The organism is Mesorhizobium erdmanii, assembly GCF_013170725.1.
Taxonomy (GTDB): domain Bacteria; phylum Pseudomonadota; class Alphaproteobacteria; order Rhizobiales; family Rhizobiaceae; genus Mesorhizobium; species Mesorhizobium erdmanii.
In genome coordinates this window covers 5,668,499-5,685,518 of record NZ_CP033361.1, presented here as the reverse complement: position 1 = coordinate 5,685,518, position 17,020 = coordinate 5,668,499, and the positions used below count along the sequence as shown (strand labels likewise).

The 17,020-nt window shown below is 59.6% G+C and carries 15 protein-coding genes; 9 read left to right on the top strand and 6 right to left on the bottom strand.

Translation table 11 applies throughout. The features are described from left to right. Positions 1 to 16 precede the first annotated feature (16 nt). Complete coding sequence (locus EB233_RS27435; RefSeq protein WP_064989240.1) at positions 17 to 694, bottom strand: MIP family channel protein; 678 nt, start codon at positions 692 to 694, stop codon at positions 17 to 19. A gap of 302 nt (positions 695 to 996) precedes the next feature. On the opposite strand from EB233_RS27435, the gene EB233_RS27430 reads away from it, so the two are divergent. The 5 genes from EB233_RS27430 (at position 997) to guaA (ending at position 5,651) form a co-directional block, all read left to right on the top strand. Next, the gene (locus EB233_RS27430; RefSeq protein WP_064989241.1) at positions 997 to 2,286 is read left to right on the top strand and encodes an RsmB/NOP family class I SAM-dependent RNA methyltransferase; all 1,290 of its coding nucleotides are present in this window, start codon (positions 997 to 999) and stop codon (positions 2,284 to 2,286) included. 73 nt (positions 2,287 to 2,359) lie between these two features. Continuing rightward, positions 2,360 to 2,812, top strand: coding sequence for a TspO/MBR family protein (locus tag EB233_RS27425; protein ID WP_064989242.1), 453 nt, complete (start codon positions 2,360 to 2,362; stop codon positions 2,810 to 2,812). A gap of 97 nt (positions 2,813 to 2,909) precedes the next feature. Further along, positions 2,910 to 3,368, top strand: a complete 459-nt coding sequence (locus EB233_RS27420) for a PaaI family thioesterase (protein ID WP_027056161.1) — start codon at positions 2,910 to 2,912, stop codon at positions 3,366 to 3,368. Beyond that, positions 3,368 to 4,033: a 5'-methylthioadenosine/S-adenosylhomocysteine nucleosidase gene (locus EB233_RS27415; protein WP_064989243.1), complete on the top strand. Its 666-nt coding sequence runs from the start codon at positions 3,368 to 3,370 to the stop codon at positions 4,031 to 4,033. The genes EB233_RS27420 and EB233_RS27415 overlap by 1 nt, the downstream gene beginning before the upstream one ends. A 55-nt stretch (positions 4,034 to 4,088) precedes the next feature. Further along, positions 4,089 to 5,651: a glutamine-hydrolyzing GMP synthase gene (gene guaA, locus EB233_RS27410; RefSeq protein WP_064989244.1), complete on the top strand. Its 1,563-nt coding sequence runs from the start codon at positions 4,089 to 4,091 to the stop codon at positions 5,649 to 5,651. A 911-nt stretch (positions 5,652 to 6,562) separates the two neighbouring features. Here guaA and EB233_RS27405 read toward each other — a convergent pair. Beyond that, positions 6,563 to 7,291 carry a Crp/Fnr family transcriptional regulator gene (locus tag EB233_RS27405; protein ID WP_051355503.1) on the bottom strand — a complete coding sequence of 243 codons (729 nt, stop codon included), beginning with the start codon at positions 7,289 to 7,291 and terminating at the stop codon, positions 6,563 to 6,565. Positions 7,292 to 7,398: 107 nt separating this feature from the next. Between EB233_RS27405 and EB233_RS27400 the strand changes: the two genes are divergently transcribed. After that, entirely contained in the window at positions 7,399 to 7,803 is a 405-nt protein-coding gene (locus EB233_RS27400; protein WP_155765334.1) for a hypothetical protein, read from the top strand. 193 nt (positions 7,804 to 7,996) lie between these two features. Here EB233_RS27400 and EB233_RS27395 read toward each other — a convergent pair whose 3' ends face one another. Further along, on the bottom strand, positions 7,997 to 10,297 hold the full coding sequence (locus EB233_RS27395) for a mannose-1-phosphate guanylyltransferase/mannose-6-phosphate isomerase (protein ID WP_064989246.1): 2,301 nt from the start codon (positions 10,295 to 10,297) through the stop codon (positions 7,997 to 7,999). Between the two features lie 418 nt (positions 10,298 to 10,715). On the opposite strand from EB233_RS27395, the gene EB233_RS27390 reads away from it, so the two are divergent. From EB233_RS27390 to EB233_RS27380, 3 genes are all read left to right on the top strand, one after another. Beyond that, the gene (locus EB233_RS27390; RefSeq protein WP_155765335.1) at positions 10,716 to 11,063 is read left to right on the top strand and encodes a hypothetical protein; all 348 of its coding nucleotides are present in this window, start codon (positions 10,716 to 10,718) and stop codon (positions 11,061 to 11,063) included. Positions 11,064 to 11,237: 174 nt separating this feature from the next. Beyond that, entirely contained in the window at positions 11,238 to 13,094 is a 1,857-nt protein-coding gene (locus EB233_RS27385; protein WP_081294030.1) for a GumC family protein, read from the top strand. Positions 13,095 to 13,262: 168 nt separating this feature from the next. Beyond that, entirely contained in the window at positions 13,263 to 14,057 is a 795-nt protein-coding gene (locus EB233_RS27380) for a sugar transferase (RefSeq protein WP_081294031.1), read from the top strand. Between the two features lie 12 nt (positions 14,058 to 14,069). Here EB233_RS27380 and EB233_RS27375 read toward each other — a convergent pair whose 3' ends face one another. From EB233_RS27375 to EB233_RS27365, 3 genes are all read right to left on the bottom strand, one after another. Next, positions 14,070 to 14,312, bottom strand: coding sequence for a hypothetical protein (locus tag EB233_RS27375; protein ID WP_064989247.1), 243 nt, complete (start codon positions 14,310 to 14,312; stop codon positions 14,070 to 14,072). 321 nt (positions 14,313 to 14,633) lie between these two features. Then, positions 14,634 to 15,959, bottom strand: a complete 1,326-nt coding sequence (locus tag EB233_RS27370; protein ID WP_064989248.1) for a polysaccharide biosynthesis/export family protein — start codon at positions 15,957 to 15,959, stop codon at positions 14,634 to 14,636. Then, positions 15,959 to 16,831: a glycosyltransferase family 2 protein gene (locus EB233_RS27365; protein WP_064989249.1), complete on the bottom strand. Its 873-nt coding sequence runs from the start codon at positions 16,829 to 16,831 to the stop codon at positions 15,959 to 15,961. Before EB233_RS27365 ends, EB233_RS27370 begins: the two co-directional genes overlap by 1 nt. Between the last annotated feature and the right edge of the window lie 189 nt (positions 16,832 to 17,020).

Genomic DNA, 17,020 nt, shown 5'->3' with positions numbered 1-17,020 from the left:
TGATTTCGCTTCGAGATCAATCCTTCTCGAAGATGCGTGCCTTGGCGACGACGCCGGCGATGGCGCCGCCGATCAGCGGCGCGACGATGAACAGCCAGAGCTGGCTGAGCGCCGCACCGCCGGTAAACAGCGCCGGACCGATGGAGCGGGCCGGATTGACCGACGTGCCAGTGACCGGGATCATGGCGAAGTGAATGCCTGCCAGCGTCAGGCCGATCACCAGACCGGCAAACGCCGTCGAGTGTTTTTCGGCGGTAACGCCGAGGATTACCGTGACGAAGGTGAAGGTGCCGATCAGCTCCCACAGGAAGGCCGAACTCATGCCCCATTTCGTCTCGTCCCAGCCATTGGCGCCGAAGCCGCCGGTGTGGCCGCCGGTCTGGCCGGAAACGATGATCCACAGTGCCAGCGAGGCCAGGATGGCGCCGATGATCTGGGCGATCCAGTAGGGGATGACGTCCTTGGCCGGCAGTCGGCCGGCAAGGAAGACGCCCAGTGTCACCGCCGGGTTGAGATGCGCGCCCGAAATCGGACCGATCGCATAGGCCGCAGCGATGAGGCCGATGCCGAACGCGAGACCGATGCCTTCCTGGCCAAGCGGCAGCGCGCCGCCGAAGCCGCCCGTCACCACCGACGCAGTGCCGATGAACACCAACAGAAATGTGCCTAGAACTTCCGCCAGATAAGTTTTCATTGCCCTCTCCTCGTAGCGATCCGCCGGTCCGCGTTTACCGCGCCGCGAATCATGGCGTGAAGAGTATTCCCAACGCAAAAACTTGGAAAGCAGAGCGGTTGCGCCACAGGCCGTGCTTGCAGTCGCCAGTCGTCAACATTAGTGACCTTGCATTTATTGACCGATCTGCTGGTGCCGGCCCGCGATATCTTTGGCTTGGATGGATATCAAACGGCCTCTTCGTCGCGAGATCGATCGGGGTTCAATCCGGACGCGAAAGGCTCTAAGAGCAGGCGATAGATCACGATTTGATGGAATGACCGATGCGACTGGGCGGACGGCTGGCTGCGGCCATCGAAGTGCTGGATGACATTGGCCGCCGGCACCGGCCGGTGGCCGATGCGCTGAAGGATTGGGGCCTGTCGCATCGTTTCGCCGGCGGCGGTGATCGCGCGGCGATCGGCAACATCGTCTATGACGCGCTGCGCCACAAGCGTTCCGCCGGCTGGCTGCTCGGCGAAGACACGCCGCGCGCCATCGGCTTCGGCGCATTGCTGCTCGAATGGAGCCAGACGGCACAGTCGCTCAACGATGCGCTGGATGGCGACAAGTTCGCGCCGCCGCTACTCAGCGCCACCGAGCTGCAGACGATCGCCGGTCGCCGGCTTGCCGACGCGCCACCCGCGGTTCGTGCCGACATACCCGATTGGTGCGAGCCGCTTTTCGAACGCGCCTTTGGCGAGGCATGGGTCGGCGAGGGTGCGGCGCTGGCGACGCGCCCGCCGCTCGACATCAGGGTCAACACGCTACAGGCCGATCGCGCCAGGGTTCTCAAGGAACTGACCGATACGGGGGCGGAGGCCGCCCGGATCGCCCCGCTCGGCATCCGCATTCCGCCCATCGATGGCGACGGTAGGCACCCCAACGTGCAGTCTGAGCCGGCCTTCCAGAAGGGCTGGTTCGAGGTTCAGGACGAAGGCTCGCAGATCGCGGCAACGCTTGCCGGCGCCGAGGCCGGCATGCAGGTGCTCGACTTCTGCGCCGGCGCCGGCGGCAAGACGCTGGCGCTGTCGGCATCGATGGACAACCGCGGCCAGATCTTTGCCCATGATGCCGAAAAGGCGCGGCTGGCGCCGATCTTCGACCGCATCCGCCGCTCGGAAAACCGCAATGTGCAGGTCGTCACCAAGCCGGCCGAACTCGCGCCGCTCTCCAATCACATGGACATCGTGCTGGTCGACGCGCCCTGCACCGGCAGCGGCACTTGGCGGCGCCGTCCCGATGCCAAATGGCGGCTGACGCAAAGACAGCTCGACGCCCGCAAGGGCGAGCAATCAGCGATCCTCGATGCCGCCAAGGCGTATGTGAAACCCGGAGGCCTGCTGGTCTACATCACTTGTTCGGTGTTCGACGAGGAGAATGGCGATCAGGTCGCCGCCTTTCGCGAGCGCAGCAGCGGTTTTGGCCCGGTCGATCACCGCGCATTGTGGGATCGCCATTTTCCGGGCCACGGGGCTGCCGCGCGGATCGGCGCCGGCGGGGATATCTCGCTGTCCCCGGCGCTAAGCGGCACTGACGGATTTTACTTCTGCGCCATGCGCAGAGCGAGTTGAACGCTGCCGTTGACGGGGAACGATAGCGCCCCAGTTTGATAGGCGTGGCGTCATGCCGACACGGGGGAACTTCTTGCAAAGATATCTGTCGCTGCTGCTTTTCCTTGTCCTGGTGCTGGGCGGTGGCCTGCTCATTGGCTACGCGACCCTGCCGGGCGCCTGGTATGCGTCGCTGGTCAAGCCGTCCTTCAACCCGCCCAACTGGGTCTTCGCGCCCGCCTGGACCATTCTTTACGTGCTGATCGCCTTTGCCGGCTGGCGGATATGGCAGATAGAGCCGGCGGGTGCCGCCATGAAGATCTGGGGTGTCCAGCTCGTCCTGAATTTCCTGTGGTCGCCAACCTTCTTCGGCGCAAAAATGATGGGACCCGCCCTGGTCGTCATCGTGCTTCTTCTCGCCAGCATCCTGCTGTTCATCGCGAGAGCCTGGAACCGCGACCGGCTTTCCGGCTGGCTGTTCGTGCCCTACGCCGCATGGGTGGCATTCGCCACCGTGCTCAACGCTTCGCTTCTCTGGTTGAATTAGGGATCTGACATCGCTTTGTTGCAGTGCAGCAAAAGCATTTGCCTGCCGCTCGTGCCTCTGCGATAAGCTTTTCCCGGCAAAACTGAAGGCAATTGCGATGGCAGCAAAGATCGTACCGGCTCCGGACTATGAGGATCGTGTCAGGGCATCGTTCGCGCGCCAGCAGGCGATGGCGACGATCGGTGCGGAGCTGACATTGGTGACGCCCGGCATCATCGAGATCGAGATGCCCTATTCGGCGGCGCTGACCCAGCAGCACGGCTTCCTGCATGCCGGCGTCATTTCGACGGCGCTGGACTCGGCCTGCGGTTACGCCGCGTTCTCGCTGATGCCGGAAAATTCCGGCGTGCTGACCATCGAGTTCAAGGTCAACCTTCTGGCGCCGGGCAAGGGCGAGCGCTTCCTGTTTCGTGGCTCGGTGACCAAACCCGGCCGCACCATCATCGTCGCCGATGGCCAGGCCTATGCCTTCGCCGCCGATGGCGAGGCCAAGCTGATCGCCACCATGACCGGGACGATGATGACGGTGGTCGGGCGCGATGGGATTGCTGGCTGATGACCAACGTTACCCGAATTGGTGGCAAGGACGTCCTCTTCGTTATGGCGGCGCAGGCCGAATATGGCCCGCATCTGCAAAAACTGTTCGCGCCGCTGATGACAGGCGTCGGCCCGGTCGAGGCAGGTGTTCGGCTCGGCGCCGAACTCTCTTGGCTGAAGTCTGAAAAGGCATTGCCGGACCTTCTCGTCTCGCTCGGCTCGGCCGGCAGCCGGACCCTCGAACAGACGGAAATCTATCAGGCCATCTCGGTCAGCTATCGCGACATCGATGCCTCGCCCTTGGGTTTCGAGAAAGGCGCGACGCCGTTTCTCGACCTGCCGGTCACCGTGCCGCTGCCATTTCGTATTCCCGAAATCAAGCAAGGGACGCTGTCGACCGGCGGTGCTGTCATCACCGGCGCTGCCTATGATGGCATCGCGGCCGACATGGTCGACATGGAAACCTTCGCCTGCCTGCGCGCCTGCCAGCTTTTCGATGTGCCGCTGATCGGGTTGCGCGGCATTTCCGATGGCGCGGCTGATCTCAGGCACGTCGGCGACTGGACCGAATATCTGCATGTCATCGACGAAAAGCTGGCCGACGCCGTCATGCGCCTCGAACAGGCGATCGGCTCGGGTCTGCTGCGGGCGGCTCCATCCAGCGATCAGGCCAGGCCCGTCTGAAAGTCAGCCTACGCAACCCATTGCGCCGACTCGTTTCTTTCTCTAAACGCTCGCCATGAAAACAGCCAATCATCCCGACACCGTCCTGATTGTCGATTTCGGCAGCCAGTTTACCCAGCTCATCGCCCGCCGCATCCGCGAGGCCGGCGTGTTTTCCGAGATCGTGCCGTTCCAGTCGGCCGAAGCCGCGTTCATGCGCATCAATCCGAAAGCCGTGATCCTGTCTGGCGGTCCGGCCTCGACCTCGGATATCGGCAGCCCGCGCGCGCCACAGATCGTCTTCGACGCCGGCGTGCCGGTGCTTGGCATCTGCTACGGCCAGATGGCCATGTGCGTGCAGATGGGCGGTGTCGCCGAAAGCTCCAACCATCGTGAATTCGGCCGCGCCTTCGTCGAGATCGAGAAGGACAGCCCGCTGTTTGAAGGCCTTTGGGCGACCGGCCAGCGGCACCAGGTGTGGATGAGCCATGGCGACCGCGTCATCGCCCTGCCACCGGGCTTTCAGGTCTTCGGCAAATCGGAAAGCTCGCCCTTCGCCATCTTCGGCAATGTCGAGCGCAAGATGTACGGCATCATGTTCCACCCCGAAGTGGTGCACACGCCGGACGGCGCCAGGCTGCTCAGGAACTTCGTCCACAACATCGCTGGCATCGAAGGCGACTGGACGATGCGCGCCTACCGCGAACACGCGGTCGAGGCGATCCGCAAGCAGGTCGGCAAGGGTAAGGTCATCTGCGCGCTGTCGGGCGGCGTGGACTCCTCGGTCGCGGCGCTGCTTATCCACGAAGCGGTCGGCGACCAGCTGACCTGCATCCTCGTCGACCATGGGCTGATGCGCAAGGACGAGGCGGCGAGCGTGGTGGCGATGTTCCGCCAACACTACAATCTGCCGCTGATCCTGGTCGACGCCTCGGACAAATTCATCTCGGCGCTGGAAGGCGAGGCGGACCCGGAGAAGAAGCGCAAGACCATCGGCCGGCTGTTCATCGAAGTGTTCGAGGAAGAGGCAAAGAAACTCGGCGGCGCCGATTTCCTGGCGCAGGGCACGCTCTATCCCGACGTCATCGAAAGCGTCTCCTTCACCGGCGGCCCATCGGTGACCATCAAGTCGCACCACAATGTCGGCGGCCTGCCCGACCGCATGAACATGCAGTTGGTCGAGCCGCTGCGCGAACTGTTCAAGGACGAGGTGAGGGCGCTCGGCCGGGAACTCGGCCTGCCCGAAAGCTTCATCGGCCGCCATCCATTTCCGGGCCCCGGCCTCGCCATCCGCTGCCCTGGCGGCATCACCCGCGAAAAGCTGGAGATCCTGCGCGAGGCCGACGCCATCTATCTCGACGAGATCCGCAAGGCCGGCCTCTACGACGCCATCTGGCAGGCCTTCGCCGTGCTCTTGCCGGTACAGACCGTCGGCGTGATGGGCGATGGGCGAACCTACGAATTCGTCTGCGCGCTGCGCGCCGTCACCTCGGTCGACGGCATGACGGCGGATTTCTACCACTACGACATGGCCTTCCTGGGCGCCGCCGCCACCCGCATCATCAACGAGGTCCGCGGCATCAACCGCGTCGTCTACGACGTGACCTCGAAGCCGCCCGGCACGATCGAGTGGGAGTAGGGGGCAGCGTAATCTGGGTGCTCTGGCGTAGTTTTTCGACGAAAAAGCAACGATTTGCGGTTCGTCTCATCCACAATCGGCGCTGCATCATCAACTGACGTCCTCGACTGTCTAAGTCACTGACTTTTGACTCCGAGCAGACCAGGCGCGCATTCGACGGTAGGGCAGCAGATCAATCTGACGGTACTTTTCATTCGCGGCTCAACGTCGAGGAAAAGTACCGTCACGGATTTGCGGGCCTGACGGTACTTTTTTGGCCGACATTTTGAAGCGTCCGTCCTGCCCGCGTCGGAGCCAGAGCGGTACTTCCGCGGCTGTGATCGTTAATCCTTAAAGCGCGTGGCAATTGCGGCGGTCGCCGACCCTGCCGATGAAGTCGGACCCGCATTGACCGCCTACCGCTGGACAGGACTTCAGTCTTAGTTGAGCAATAGCTAATATGTCTATAACTTAGGCACTGCGGGGGACGATCCCAACCAAACGCCCAATCCCGCGATGGCCGGTGCTGCCCGCTTCCAACCCAAGCATCCCTGCACCGGCCATCTCTTTTGCGGACCGATCCTCTTGAAATCGTTGCCGCACTTTTGGGCTGGATTGCTTACGTTGTCGGGTGGGCACGACGCGAAAAATCGCCCGATTGATCCCGATAGCCGGCTTTTGGGGCAGCAATAAAATGCCAGCTAGATCAATGATCTTGCTGGCATGAAAAACGATCGAGTAGGAATAGCGTAATCTGTAGCGCTCCGGCCTAGTTTCGCAGACCGACAGAAACGCACTCTAAATGGCCGCGCTGTCCGAAATTCGGCAGACCAAAGATCTTGCTTCCTTCGCAACATTGCGGCGCAAAGCAGGCAAACCCAAAAAGTCATCCCTCTTCGCTGTCATGCGATAGCTCGTCATCACGGCATCGCTCACGATCGCGCCGCTCCGTCGATATATTTGGTTTCGAAACCCGCGAATTTCGTCATGCTTGGTAGATCGAGCACCCGAACACGGCCTTGCCGGAATTCGAGAAGCTTACGCTCCCGAAGTTCGCGCAACATCCGATTGACATGAATCGGAGTAAGACCGAGGGCATCCGCGAGATCGTACTGGGTTAAGGGACACTCGAAGCTATTGCGGGTGACAGAGCCTATTAGTTCCATACGCGCCCTCAATTCGAGGAATAGATGCGCCGTCCGCGTCAAGGCGCTCCGTCGGCCTACATTGGTGAGATGTTGAGCGACGACCGCTCCATTGCGCCCAAGAGCCTCCACTATCAGGGAGAAAATATGGGGTGATTTCATGGCAGCGAGGGTAAGTGTTTTGGTTGAGGCTACCAACACGCACAGTTCGGTTTGCGCAACAAACGTTTCAAGAGCGCCACCCGCGTAGGACCGAGACAGGATGATATCGCCTCTCAGGGCAAAATCCACAATCTGTCGCTGCCCCCCCTCCAGTTGATGAGAAATGCAACCCCAGCCTGACTCGACTATGAAAGCGCGATCGTTGTTCTCACCCTGACTGAAGATGACCGTCTCAGGTGGATAGCGCTTCGGTGTGAACCCCAGCGTCTTTATGATCGCCGCATCGTCGTCGTTGAGCCCTATGTACGATGGCCGATCTCCGTTTCCACGCAAAGAAGGTGAAACATACGACATTTACAACCCCGCCCAATGTCTCCATTTCTAGTCCCCTCCGAACCAATGTACATTAAATTTGGTGTGATGAGTACCTGTTCTGCAGTTGCAGTCAGGATGGCGTAGCGATGCAAATTTTCGGCGAACATGCAGACGCCTGCAGGCCCGAGCAAAGAGTTGAAATCGCAGCTGAACACGTCGGTCAGCTTTTATTCCTTGTGAAATTTTCCCGCATCGAATCGACTATTTCGCTGGCGATGAAGCAACTGCGGTTGTCCACTTGGCCGGCGGCGTTCCGCAAGGTCGTCGATGCATCCTTGAGCAGTCCTCTTATTTGTCTCGCGGACAATAACTCCGATGCCTCGAGTTCAAGCAGCACGGATTCACTCACGTGCAGCGCAGCAAGCGCAACCGCTCGAGGTCTGGTGGCAAGCAGTTTAAGGAGATCGCTGCTGGGCCTGGTCCGTGACTTCTTTTTTGCCATGGTTACGTCTCAACTGTCCGTACAAGAAGGGCATGTCTGCTCAAAATGACGTTGCTTAGAGGCCTTGATCGCAGCCCGGCATCGGAACGAGGTTGGAGAGGGTCAATCGACGCTTCTCTTTAGACTTGTCTTATGAGCCATGCTATTCCGGTTTGTAGCGACGACACAGAGGCGGAAGATACCGAATTAGCCGTAGCCGGCACTTCCACCTTGGGACATCACAACAACGTAGGTTGTTCGGTTTAGCCGTAAGCTTTCTCCGCGGCGGCCTTGCTCAAATCCAAAGCTGGCAGCGGGAAAGGTTCGATTTGGCCTTCGGTCTTGTCCAAATACTGCATCAACGCGGTCACCAAGTGATAGAAGATGCTCGCGGGAACCTCCGTCGCGACTGACCTCCCGCGCTCATCGATTCTGTCGATCCACAAGCCGAGCGGCGCAGGCTCGATATGCCATCTGAAGAGGCGTGCGACACGCGCTTCGATCTCGGGTTTCAGGTCAGGCCCACCAATGCTGTCCAGGGCGACGGCCGCCTTGACGGCCTCGCATTGCGGCCAACTGCGGGAGAGCCGGTCGAGGGGCAATCCCTGCCGCGACACTGCCCCATAGGCCAGGCCCGTAGCCCGGTTCAATCCGCTGGCGACCGCGGACGAATAGAGCTTCCTTGCGTAGGGTGCCAAGTCCTTCTGCCCGCTCTCTCGCGCGAAATCGATGAGTAGCGAGGCCCATTCGAAATGGTGCCCCGGTTCGGTCCACTGTCCCTGGTCACCCGGCAACGGCAGCCAATCGACATCGAAACGTTCCCCAAGAGTCCAGCTTTCCTGGTCGAAGAAGTGGCACCGGAAGAGATCGATGACGCGTGCCGCTCGACGCAGGTACGCGCGGTCGCCGGTGACTTTGTACCAGGCGAGAAAGGATTCCAGCATGTGCATGTGCGGGTTCGAAAACCGCACCCCTTTCCAACCGGGGGTCTCGAGGAAGCCGTTCAGCCTGTCGTCCTCGAGATGGGCGTCGATGAAATGGAATGTCTCTTGTGCAAGTTGCAGGGCATCCTGATGGCCGCATCGGTGAGCGTGGGCCAGCGCCAGGAGCACGCAGGAATGGTCGTAAGCGTCCTCCGCCGGGTCAGCCACGCTGCCGTTTGCATTCAGGGTCCGCACCCAGCCGCCGCGGTCGGTTCGGCCATGTTTCGCGATGAAGTCGATGCCGTGCCCGATCAGCCTGTCGGACGGTCCGGCCCAGCCGCGTTCCTTGGCCACCGCGAAGGCATAAATCTGGCGAGCCATTGTCCGTATCCGCTTGGGCTTGCCCAACGGCCTTGCATCGAAGCCGAGAGCTTCGTGAAAGCCACCGTACACTTCGTCGACACCCGCAGTGGACCAAAGCGGCAGGGTTTCCTCGAAAAGCCAGTGCTCGACGCGTTTGCGCCATGATCCGCTGACGATGATCCGGTCTTCCGATGCCGTGAACTTCGTCTCGAGGCGTCCGCTCTTCTCCAACTGTTCGACGACTTTCTTCACGTTCTGGCTGTGGCTGACGGGGGCTACGAATACCGCGTCAGGTGTCGCCACCACCGCCACATCGTTCATTCCAATGACGGTCAGCAGCCTGCCCTGACTTCTGAGGTAGGAGCTCCCGCAATCCATGGCGACGACGTCGCCCATTACGACATTGCCGTCGCGGTCTGTGGGGCTAGCTTCGAGCAGCGATTGCCAGGATCCTAGGTCGTTCCAGCGAAAGGAAGCCGTAACCATCGCAATATCGCGCGTCTGCTCCATGACCGCATAGTCGATCGACGTGGAGGGGACGGCCGAGTAGAACCCTTGGGGAAGATAGATACCGGAAACGTCGGCCCGTGCTGTCTTGTGGGCCCGTTCCGCAGTGTCCCAGATTTCCGGCTGGAAAGCGAGAAATGCCCGTCGCATCGTGTCGGCACGAAACAGGAAAATGCCCGCATTCCAGTAGAATTTTCCCGACGACACGTATTTGCTCGCGGTCTCGGCATTTGGCTTTTCGACGAAGCGCGAAACTGCAGCCACTCCACCATCGTTTGCTGCAACCTCAATGTAGCCGTATCCAGTTTCGGGATGCGTTGGTTTGATGCCGAAGACGACAATGCTTCCTGAATCTGCGGAAGGGACGCCCGAATCGACGGTCTCCCAGAATTGCGCTTCGGTCGATATCTCATGGTCGGAAGGAACCACGAGCACTAACGCGTCGCTGCCATGTTCCGAGATCGCCTGCAACGTAGCGATAGCGACCGCCGCGGCGGTATTGCGGCCGACGGGTTCGAAGATTGGTCTTCCGCCGCTCAGGCCAAGCGAAGCAATGTCCGAGATGACGCGATCGGCATGCCGTTCGGAAGCTATCAGGTAGATTGGCGTCTGATTGTCTGGCCGCGCCTTGAGGCGTCGGACAGTCTTCGCAAGCATTGAGCCGTCGCCTGAAAGGTCATGGAACTGCTTGGGATTGTCTTCGCGCGAGAGCGGCCACAGCCGTGAGCCCACGCCCCCGCTCATGACAAAACTTACCAACTTGTATGCCATGCTCCAACCTCGTCTCGGAATGCCCGGTTGTAAGCTCCCACCCTCTGGATTTCGACGCAGCAGCGGAGTGAGAGCATTGAAAATCTCGCTGCGGAAGTCATGACCGGTGACAGTGAGCCGGTAGCCTTTATGAGAGCACTGGTTTCGAACGCGAATGTAGTCGGCCTGGCTCGGCCGACTTTGTTCAGGGGCACGTCACGCTCGGCGAAATTGCGTTTCGAAATCAAGGAAGTCTTAGCACGCTGTCCGACACCGGCCTCGTAATGAATTCGGGTAGCCTCGACGCCCAGCTACGCACCCCTCATCCAATGGGAGATGCCGGTCGACGGCCGAAAGGATGTCTCGTCCAGGCGAGGAGGTTTTGTATTCTGGAACGTGCGTCCTATCCGGGCGCTGATATCCAAGGATTGGCTGCAAGATGCTGTTCGCCGCATCTAGATATTCATCTAGATATTCATCCCGCGAAGCTGTCGATGAAAAGCGTTTCGGACGCCTGGTTGTCCTTCTCCAAGGCATTCAATTGGAAATCGAGAAGGAATCGACCCAACTTCATCCATTTGAGAATGCGATGACGGATTGCGCCGCGTTCTCTCTCGAGGCGATGGAGAACGGCGACAACCCCGAAATCATGTCCGCGAAGATCGATACCCTCACGCGCAGCTTGATATTCGACCACAGACGTCAGGTCTCGCTGGATCAGCAGATGTCATTTCTCAATAGAATGCGAGCGGAACTGCAGCGCATTCTGCCTTCCAATAGGGCGTAGCACCATACGCCGATTGGTGGCGTTTACCTTTCGTACCGCCGACGTAATCTTCTGCGGCAATCTGGGATCGCGGGGCCTCAGCTTTCAATGCAGACATCGGCCAGACACCATGCACCGCCTGCGTCAGGACGGCGCGTGCGCTGGAATTTCCAGCACGCCTGCAGGAGAGTTTGAATGGACCGTATGTTACCGCACCAATGGCCTTCGACGACGAACCAGCCGGTTTCCGTCAGCCAGGAGTTTATCGGCCTCTCCGACATAACCGGATTTTTCAGGCGTTACATCGGAACGATCATCGCCTGCCTTGGCGCCGCTCTCTTGGTAGGATGGTTCTACAATTCGACCACCGACCCGGTCTTTACTGCCAGCGCGCAGATCCTGATCGAGCCGAAATTGCCGCAACATCTGCAGGAGGGCGGAGAAGTAAATCTGTCATTGGATACCGCCCAAGTGGAAAGCCAGATCGCAGTGATGCAATCGGAAAAGATTGCCGCGATGGTCATCGACCAGTTGAAACTCGTTGCAGACCCCAACTTCAACCGTCCGCCGACTCCGATCTTGCCGGAGAGATTCAGAAAGATAAAAACACTCCTGGTTGACGCTTTCGGGGCCCAGAAGATGGCCCGGTTCACCGAGCTCTGGGAGTATTTCGGCTTAGGCAGCCCCGAACCGACTGCGTCGCTGACCGATTACCAAAAGTTCCGGCGCACAATGTTGATTTTCCGCAACGGCCTCGACATCCGCAGGGTCGGCGTTTCCTACGCCATAGATATATCCTTTACGTCGGTTGACCCCGAGGGCGCAGCCAATATTGCGAACGCTACAGCCGATTCCTTCGTGCGTGAGCAGATCGAAACCAAAGCCGACGCGGCAAAGGAAGGTGGCGCGTGGCTCGAAAAGCGACTTCAGCAGCTTCGTGCCGAGATGAACGCGGCCATGGCGAAGGCTCAGGAATTCCGTTCTCGGCATGACTACAGCGTCGGCAACGAGGTCAAAAAGGAAGATGGGAATTCCATGGACGGGGTCAACGCTGTGCCTACACTTGAAGAGCTTGAGGTGACCGCCGAAACCTACCAGAAGATGTATGAAAGCTTCCTCCAGGCTTACACCAATTCGGTAAGCCAGCAATCTTATCCGGTGGCTGACGCAAGGGTGATCACGGCCGCGACAGCGCCCCTTTATCCGAGCGCTCCAAGGCCGAAGCTGATGCTCGCCTTCGCCGCGATTGCCGGCATCATTCTCGGCATTGGGGTTGCATTTGTAAGGCAGACGCTCGACTGGACCATCAGGTCGCCACGGCACATCAGGGACAACCTGGGTATCGAATGCGTCGGAGAGTTGCCATTGACGAACAAGCGAAGGGAGTCTGGCTACGTCGACGAAGTGAAACGACACCCCTACTCACGATACAGCCAGAGCCTCAGGAGAGCACGGACCGAAATCAGCCTTGCGGAAACCAACCATCAGGTCAAATTCCTTGGGTTGACCGCCGTATCCGACGACAGCCCCAAGAGTTCCGTCGTCAGCAATCTCGCCACGCTATACGCGATGTCCGGTCTGAAGACGTTGGTGATCGACGCCGATGTTCGTCGGTCGGCGACGACCATGCGGCTGCTCGGCCGTTCGGTTGCATACGACAAACAGTGCCAGGATCCATCCCGACTCAACATCGTCCGCGCTCCGGGGCGGCCGTTCGACATGCTTCCAAGTTCAGTGGTTGACGGCAGAAACCTGTTGGCGCCACGCAATATGGAGGCGTTCCTCCAGGAACTCACCGCCTTTGATCTCGCCGATTTCGAACTTGCCGCCTACGAGGTTATCATCGTCGATCTGCCGACACTGGCCTCGGGAGCCGACGAACTGGTTGTCGGGTCCGTTCTGGATGGTGTCGTCATCGTTGCCGAATGGGGCAAGACACACGCGGAAACTCTACGGGAACTTGTCAGGACGTTGCAGGCCAGCAGGACGCACGTGCTTGGTGTGCTTCTGGCGAATGCTCGGGCGATGACATCCAAACACCGCAAGGCGTGAAAAAGGAGGTGAGATGCGTCTCCTTGGAAAGTCGGCAAGGCATGGAGGATCATTCCTTGGGATTAGGGGTAGCGTCAGGGGTATAGCGCTACCTCCTTTGCCTTTCTTGCCGACAGCCCTCGACATTGGAAAAGTGTCACTGCCGAACAGTCCGAAACAACCATCATCATGACAAACGCCTTCGAGAACCAGCAACATCACACGCCCCCGATTTGGCGTCAGCCATCGGTGCCGGTAGCGATCGACAGCCGAACTGTCCTGCATGTTGTTTCTGCTTCCGACCATGACAGTGGCGGGGCTGTATTGACCGATCTGTCGCCCGCCATCGGGACAGGCTCGAAGAATCCTCCCGTGGGAGGTCTCCTGAAGCGAATCCTGGATTTGATCATAGCGACCACGGCGCTTGTGATGGCCGCGCCAGTGATGATCGTCGTTGCTCTGCTAATCAAGATGACGGCAGGAGGCCCCGCGGTATTCTCACACAGCCGGGTCGGCTTCGGCGGAAAGCCGTTCAGTTGCTACAAGTTCCGCTCGATGGTCGCCAATTCGGAGGACGTTCTGAAATCCTATCTCGAAGCCAATCCTAACATCAGAATGGAGTGGGAGAAGACCCACAAGATCAGGAACGACCCCCGCGTTACATTCCTCGGGCGCATGCTCCGAAAATCGAGCCTTGATGAGCTACCCCAACTCTACAACATCATTCGCGGCGACATGAGTTGTGTAGGGCCAAGGCCCATCGTCAAGGAAGAACTTTTGCGTTACGGCGACCACGTAGGGGAATATCTTCGCACGAGGCCGGGACTGACCGGTCTCTGGCAGGTGAGCGGAAGAAGCAGCATGGACTATGCCAACCGCGTTGCGCTGGACAGCCAGTACGTTCGGAACTGGTCGGTCTGGTTCGACATCGCGATCCTGTTCAGGACTATCTTCGCGGTGATGCGCTTCGACAGAGCCTCCTGACGACCTGATGTGTCACTCTGCTTTTCGCTTCCAGCGGACGGACAGGGACAGGCCGACGATATACGCACAAGCCAATATGAATGCCAGGATCAGGAATTTGCCGACGGTCACATGGCCCGGCAATCCAAAGCCATTCCAGGCAAAGCTTCCAACCACAAGCAAAGCGGTCGCCGCGATAAGGGCTGCAACCTTGAACCGCAGCCCCATCAGAACGCCTGCAGCCGACACGGCGATTATAGTCATGAGCACCGACATCTCCAGTGGCACCCGCAGGACGGATCAACTCACTGCGGCAGGAACGTTTTGTCCGGGCCTGAGGGTCCACGGTGCTCACTGATATGCGGCCTCGAAGGGCAAGGCAAGTGCCCGAAGCACTGCGTGGATGGCCCGTTTACGCCGTCGCGCTTTGTCTCGGCGTTCCGGGTGTTCTTCGCCTTTCCTGGAGCCTTCCGCGATCGCGATTTCAGCGCCTAAAGCCAATGCCGATCATACCGATATCGAAAGCCATCGGGCACTTTGATTTCGATGCGTGATAGATCAGCGAACTAGGTGAGCGTCCCGGAAGTATAGACTTGATCAATTGATACCCTGAATTGGGATCGTTTCGGCCTGAAGGCTACCGCTTGCCGGCAGGGTGGCCAAATCTGCCTCCGGTGGCGGGATCTCGACCTTCACTGTATCGCCGGGTTCGACAGGTGTCGTCTCCTCGGCCGTGAGTTCCGCCGCGCCACTATCCGTCGTCCTAACGATCTTAAAGATTGGCTTGGCGCTTTCGGCGCGTTTCCTGAGGGCGAGCAGGGCAGGGGCTGTCACCTCGGTTTCGTGGAGTAGCTGCACCGCGGTATCGGCTTTGCTGGTAACTTCGTTGAGCTGCAGCTGGGTTTCCCGTAAACTTTCAGCGACTTCACTTGCGCGACGGTTGCTGAGGTCGAGAATCTCGATGTCGGTCTTGCTGATCTCCTGCCTCACCCGCAAGAGTGAGGTCTCGGCAGCCAATCTCTCTCCCTGCATCTGGGCGACTGTACCCTCCAGAGAAAGTTCACGCGGTGCAGCCGCCAGTCCCTTCTGGACAAGGGTCGAAACACCCTCCAGCTCTTTCTGTATGAGCTCGATCTGCTTGTCGTGGAATGTCAGTTGCTGCCCGAGCGAGTCCAGTTCCTTTTCAAGGAACTCCCTGAGTTCGTGGAGCGAACGGAGTTGTGTCGTCAGCGCGTCCTTGCGGATGGCAAAGATCTTGCGCTCCTGGTCCATCGCCAACGAGATTGTTTGGTTCGAAGCCCTATCCTTTAATTCCGCAGGGAAAGAGATATCATCGCTGCCGGCCAGTTCGGCTTCCAGGCGCGCCTTGCGGGCGAGAAGGCCGACATTGCTCAGCGCCAGTAGCCCCACGTCGCCCTGGCCAGAGATGACTTCCCGCCCGAGCCTCGATATGTCGTCCTCGCGAATCGGCAAGCCACCCGCGATGCCCACCGCCTGCAGCACGGTCAGTGCGGGCCGATAAGGAAACTCGCCGGGCTGCTTGACGTTGCCGACGATGTAGAACGGTCTGTACTGTACGATCTCGACAGCGACGTCTGGCTCGCGGCCGAGACCCATGTTCTGCATCAAGCGATCGCCAATCGCGCGGGCGAGGTCGCCAGGAGCGGTGCCCTGCGCACGTATCTGGCCGACAAACGGAAGGAAGAGCGTGCCGTCAGCACCAACAACGAAAGCGTCGTTGAGAGCCGTCCATTCGAAAATCACATCACGTGAGGCGCGCCATTCGTAAACCTTGAGCCTGACCTTGTCCTGAGGTCCGAGGAGATACTCGGCGGCCATCGAAGGCAACGGGCAGGCGACCGCCGCAGCGAGTGAAGCAGACGCCATCGTCAATAACCATTTGCGCATTGTCTTCCCCGTCATCAGATTTTCAAGATGTACTCGGGTTCGATTCGTCCCATGGCGACGTGCAGGATCGCGCGCAGGTTGCCCCTGAGCCTGCCTCGTCGGTCAACATACGGCTCGGGCCACAAGCTCTTCGCCAGGTTAGCGGCGATATTCCTGAGCATAAGGGGAAGCGCGAAAGACGCCGGTACGGAACCCTTCCTGATCAGATAGATAGCATTGGCGACCTGGGAGTAGCCGAACCGCTCTCCGCTGACGCGCCCCGTCTTGATGCCGAGATGGACTCCCGTGATCGACGTCACGCTGACCACGCGACCTTTGGATCTCATTTGGCTGGTGAAGTCGATGTCTTCTTGCCAGCCATACAGGACAAGCCGCTCGTCGAAGCGCAAATCGCCCACAAGCGAGGAACGGAGGGACATGTTGCATCCGTATGCACCGACATGGTCGACCACCGACGGCACGTCACTCCTCTTGCCCTCGGCTTCTCGCAAGGCGGCTTCGGCATCTTCCCAAGTGAGGCCAGCATTGGTGGCCCCGTCCCTGACGACCCTGCCCATCACCACCGCCCATCCGCCATTTGCGATGAATGCTTCTTCGACCTGCTTGAGGTATTCGGCGGCTGGGACGAAATCGTCGTCGAAGAACGTGATGATCTCGAAACGCCCCAGGGAAGGGATCAGAGCCGTGTTCCGCTGGGCGGCCAGCCCCTTCGGGCCGAAAACGAGAGACACGGGGAATGGACAGCCCTCCGGCAGTTCGACATGTGTGGCGTCGGGTGCCGACAATATCACCTCATCGGGAAGTCTCGTCTGGCCACCCAAATACCGAAGCAGGCGCGCGACCTGTTCGCTGCGGCCAAGGGTCGGGATGATCACTGCGAGTTTCATGCCAGGTCCATGCTTCGCTGCCAGCCAACCCTAGAACAGCGAGCAGAGCAGGACAGCCTGCATAAAAGGGTAGTGATAAGCCTGGTCTACCTCGGAACACAGGCTTTTGGAGTATTCCGGGGAAAGTCCCGCAACCATAAGTATTAGGCCCGCCCGCTCACGGAACTGTCTGTAACCGATCGGACAACT

Bases quoted from the DNA above. Each gene is read 5' to 3' on its own strand.
- guaA (WP_064989244.1), top strand. From the start codon at position 4,089: ATGAAAACAGCCAATCATCCCGACACCGTCCTGATTGTCGATTTCGGC.
- EB233_RS27375 (WP_064989247.1), bottom strand. From the start codon at position 14,312: ATGTCGGTGCTCATGACTATAATCGCCGTGTCGGCTGCAGGCGTTCTG.
- EB233_RS27400 (WP_155765334.1), top strand. From the start codon at position 7,399: ATGCAAATTTTCGGCGAACATGCAGACGCCTGCAGGCCCGAGCAAAGA.
- EB233_RS27370 (WP_064989248.1), bottom strand. From the start codon at position 15,959: ATGACGGGGAAGACAATGCGCAAATGGTTATTGACGATGGCGTCTGCT.
- EB233_RS27420 (WP_027056161.1), top strand. From the start codon at position 2,910: ATGGCAGCAAAGATCGTACCGGCTCCGGACTATGAGGATCGTGTCAGG.
- EB233_RS27435 (WP_064989240.1), bottom strand. From the start codon at position 694: ATGAAAACTTATCTGGCGGAAGTTCTAGGCACATTTCTGTTGGTGTTC.
- EB233_RS27390 (WP_155765335.1), top strand. From the start codon at position 10,716: ATGCTGTTCGCCGCATCTAGATATTCATCTAGATATTCATCCCGCGAA.
- EB233_RS27385 (WP_081294030.1), top strand. From the start codon at position 11,238: ATGGACCGTATGTTACCGCACCAATGGCCTTCGACGACGAACCAGCCG.
- EB233_RS27380 (WP_081294031.1), top strand. From the start codon at position 13,263: ATGACAAACGCCTTCGAGAACCAGCAACATCACACGCCCCCGATTTGG.
- EB233_RS27415 (WP_064989243.1), top strand. From the start codon at position 3,368: ATGACCAACGTTACCCGAATTGGTGGCAAGGACGTCCTCTTCGTTATG.
- EB233_RS27395 (WP_064989246.1), bottom strand. From the start codon at position 10,297: ATGGCATACAAGTTGGTAAGTTTTGTCATGAGCGGGGGCGTGGGCTCA.
- EB233_RS27365 (WP_064989249.1), bottom strand. From the start codon at position 16,831: ATGAAACTCGCAGTGATCATCCCGACCCTTGGCCGCAGCGAACAGGTC.
- EB233_RS27405 (WP_051355503.1), bottom strand. From the start codon at position 7,291: ATGTCGTATGTTTCACCTTCTTTGCGTGGAAACGGAGATCGGCCATCG.
- EB233_RS27430 (WP_064989241.1), top strand. From the start codon at position 997: ATGCGACTGGGCGGACGGCTGGCTGCGGCCATCGAAGTGCTGGATGAC.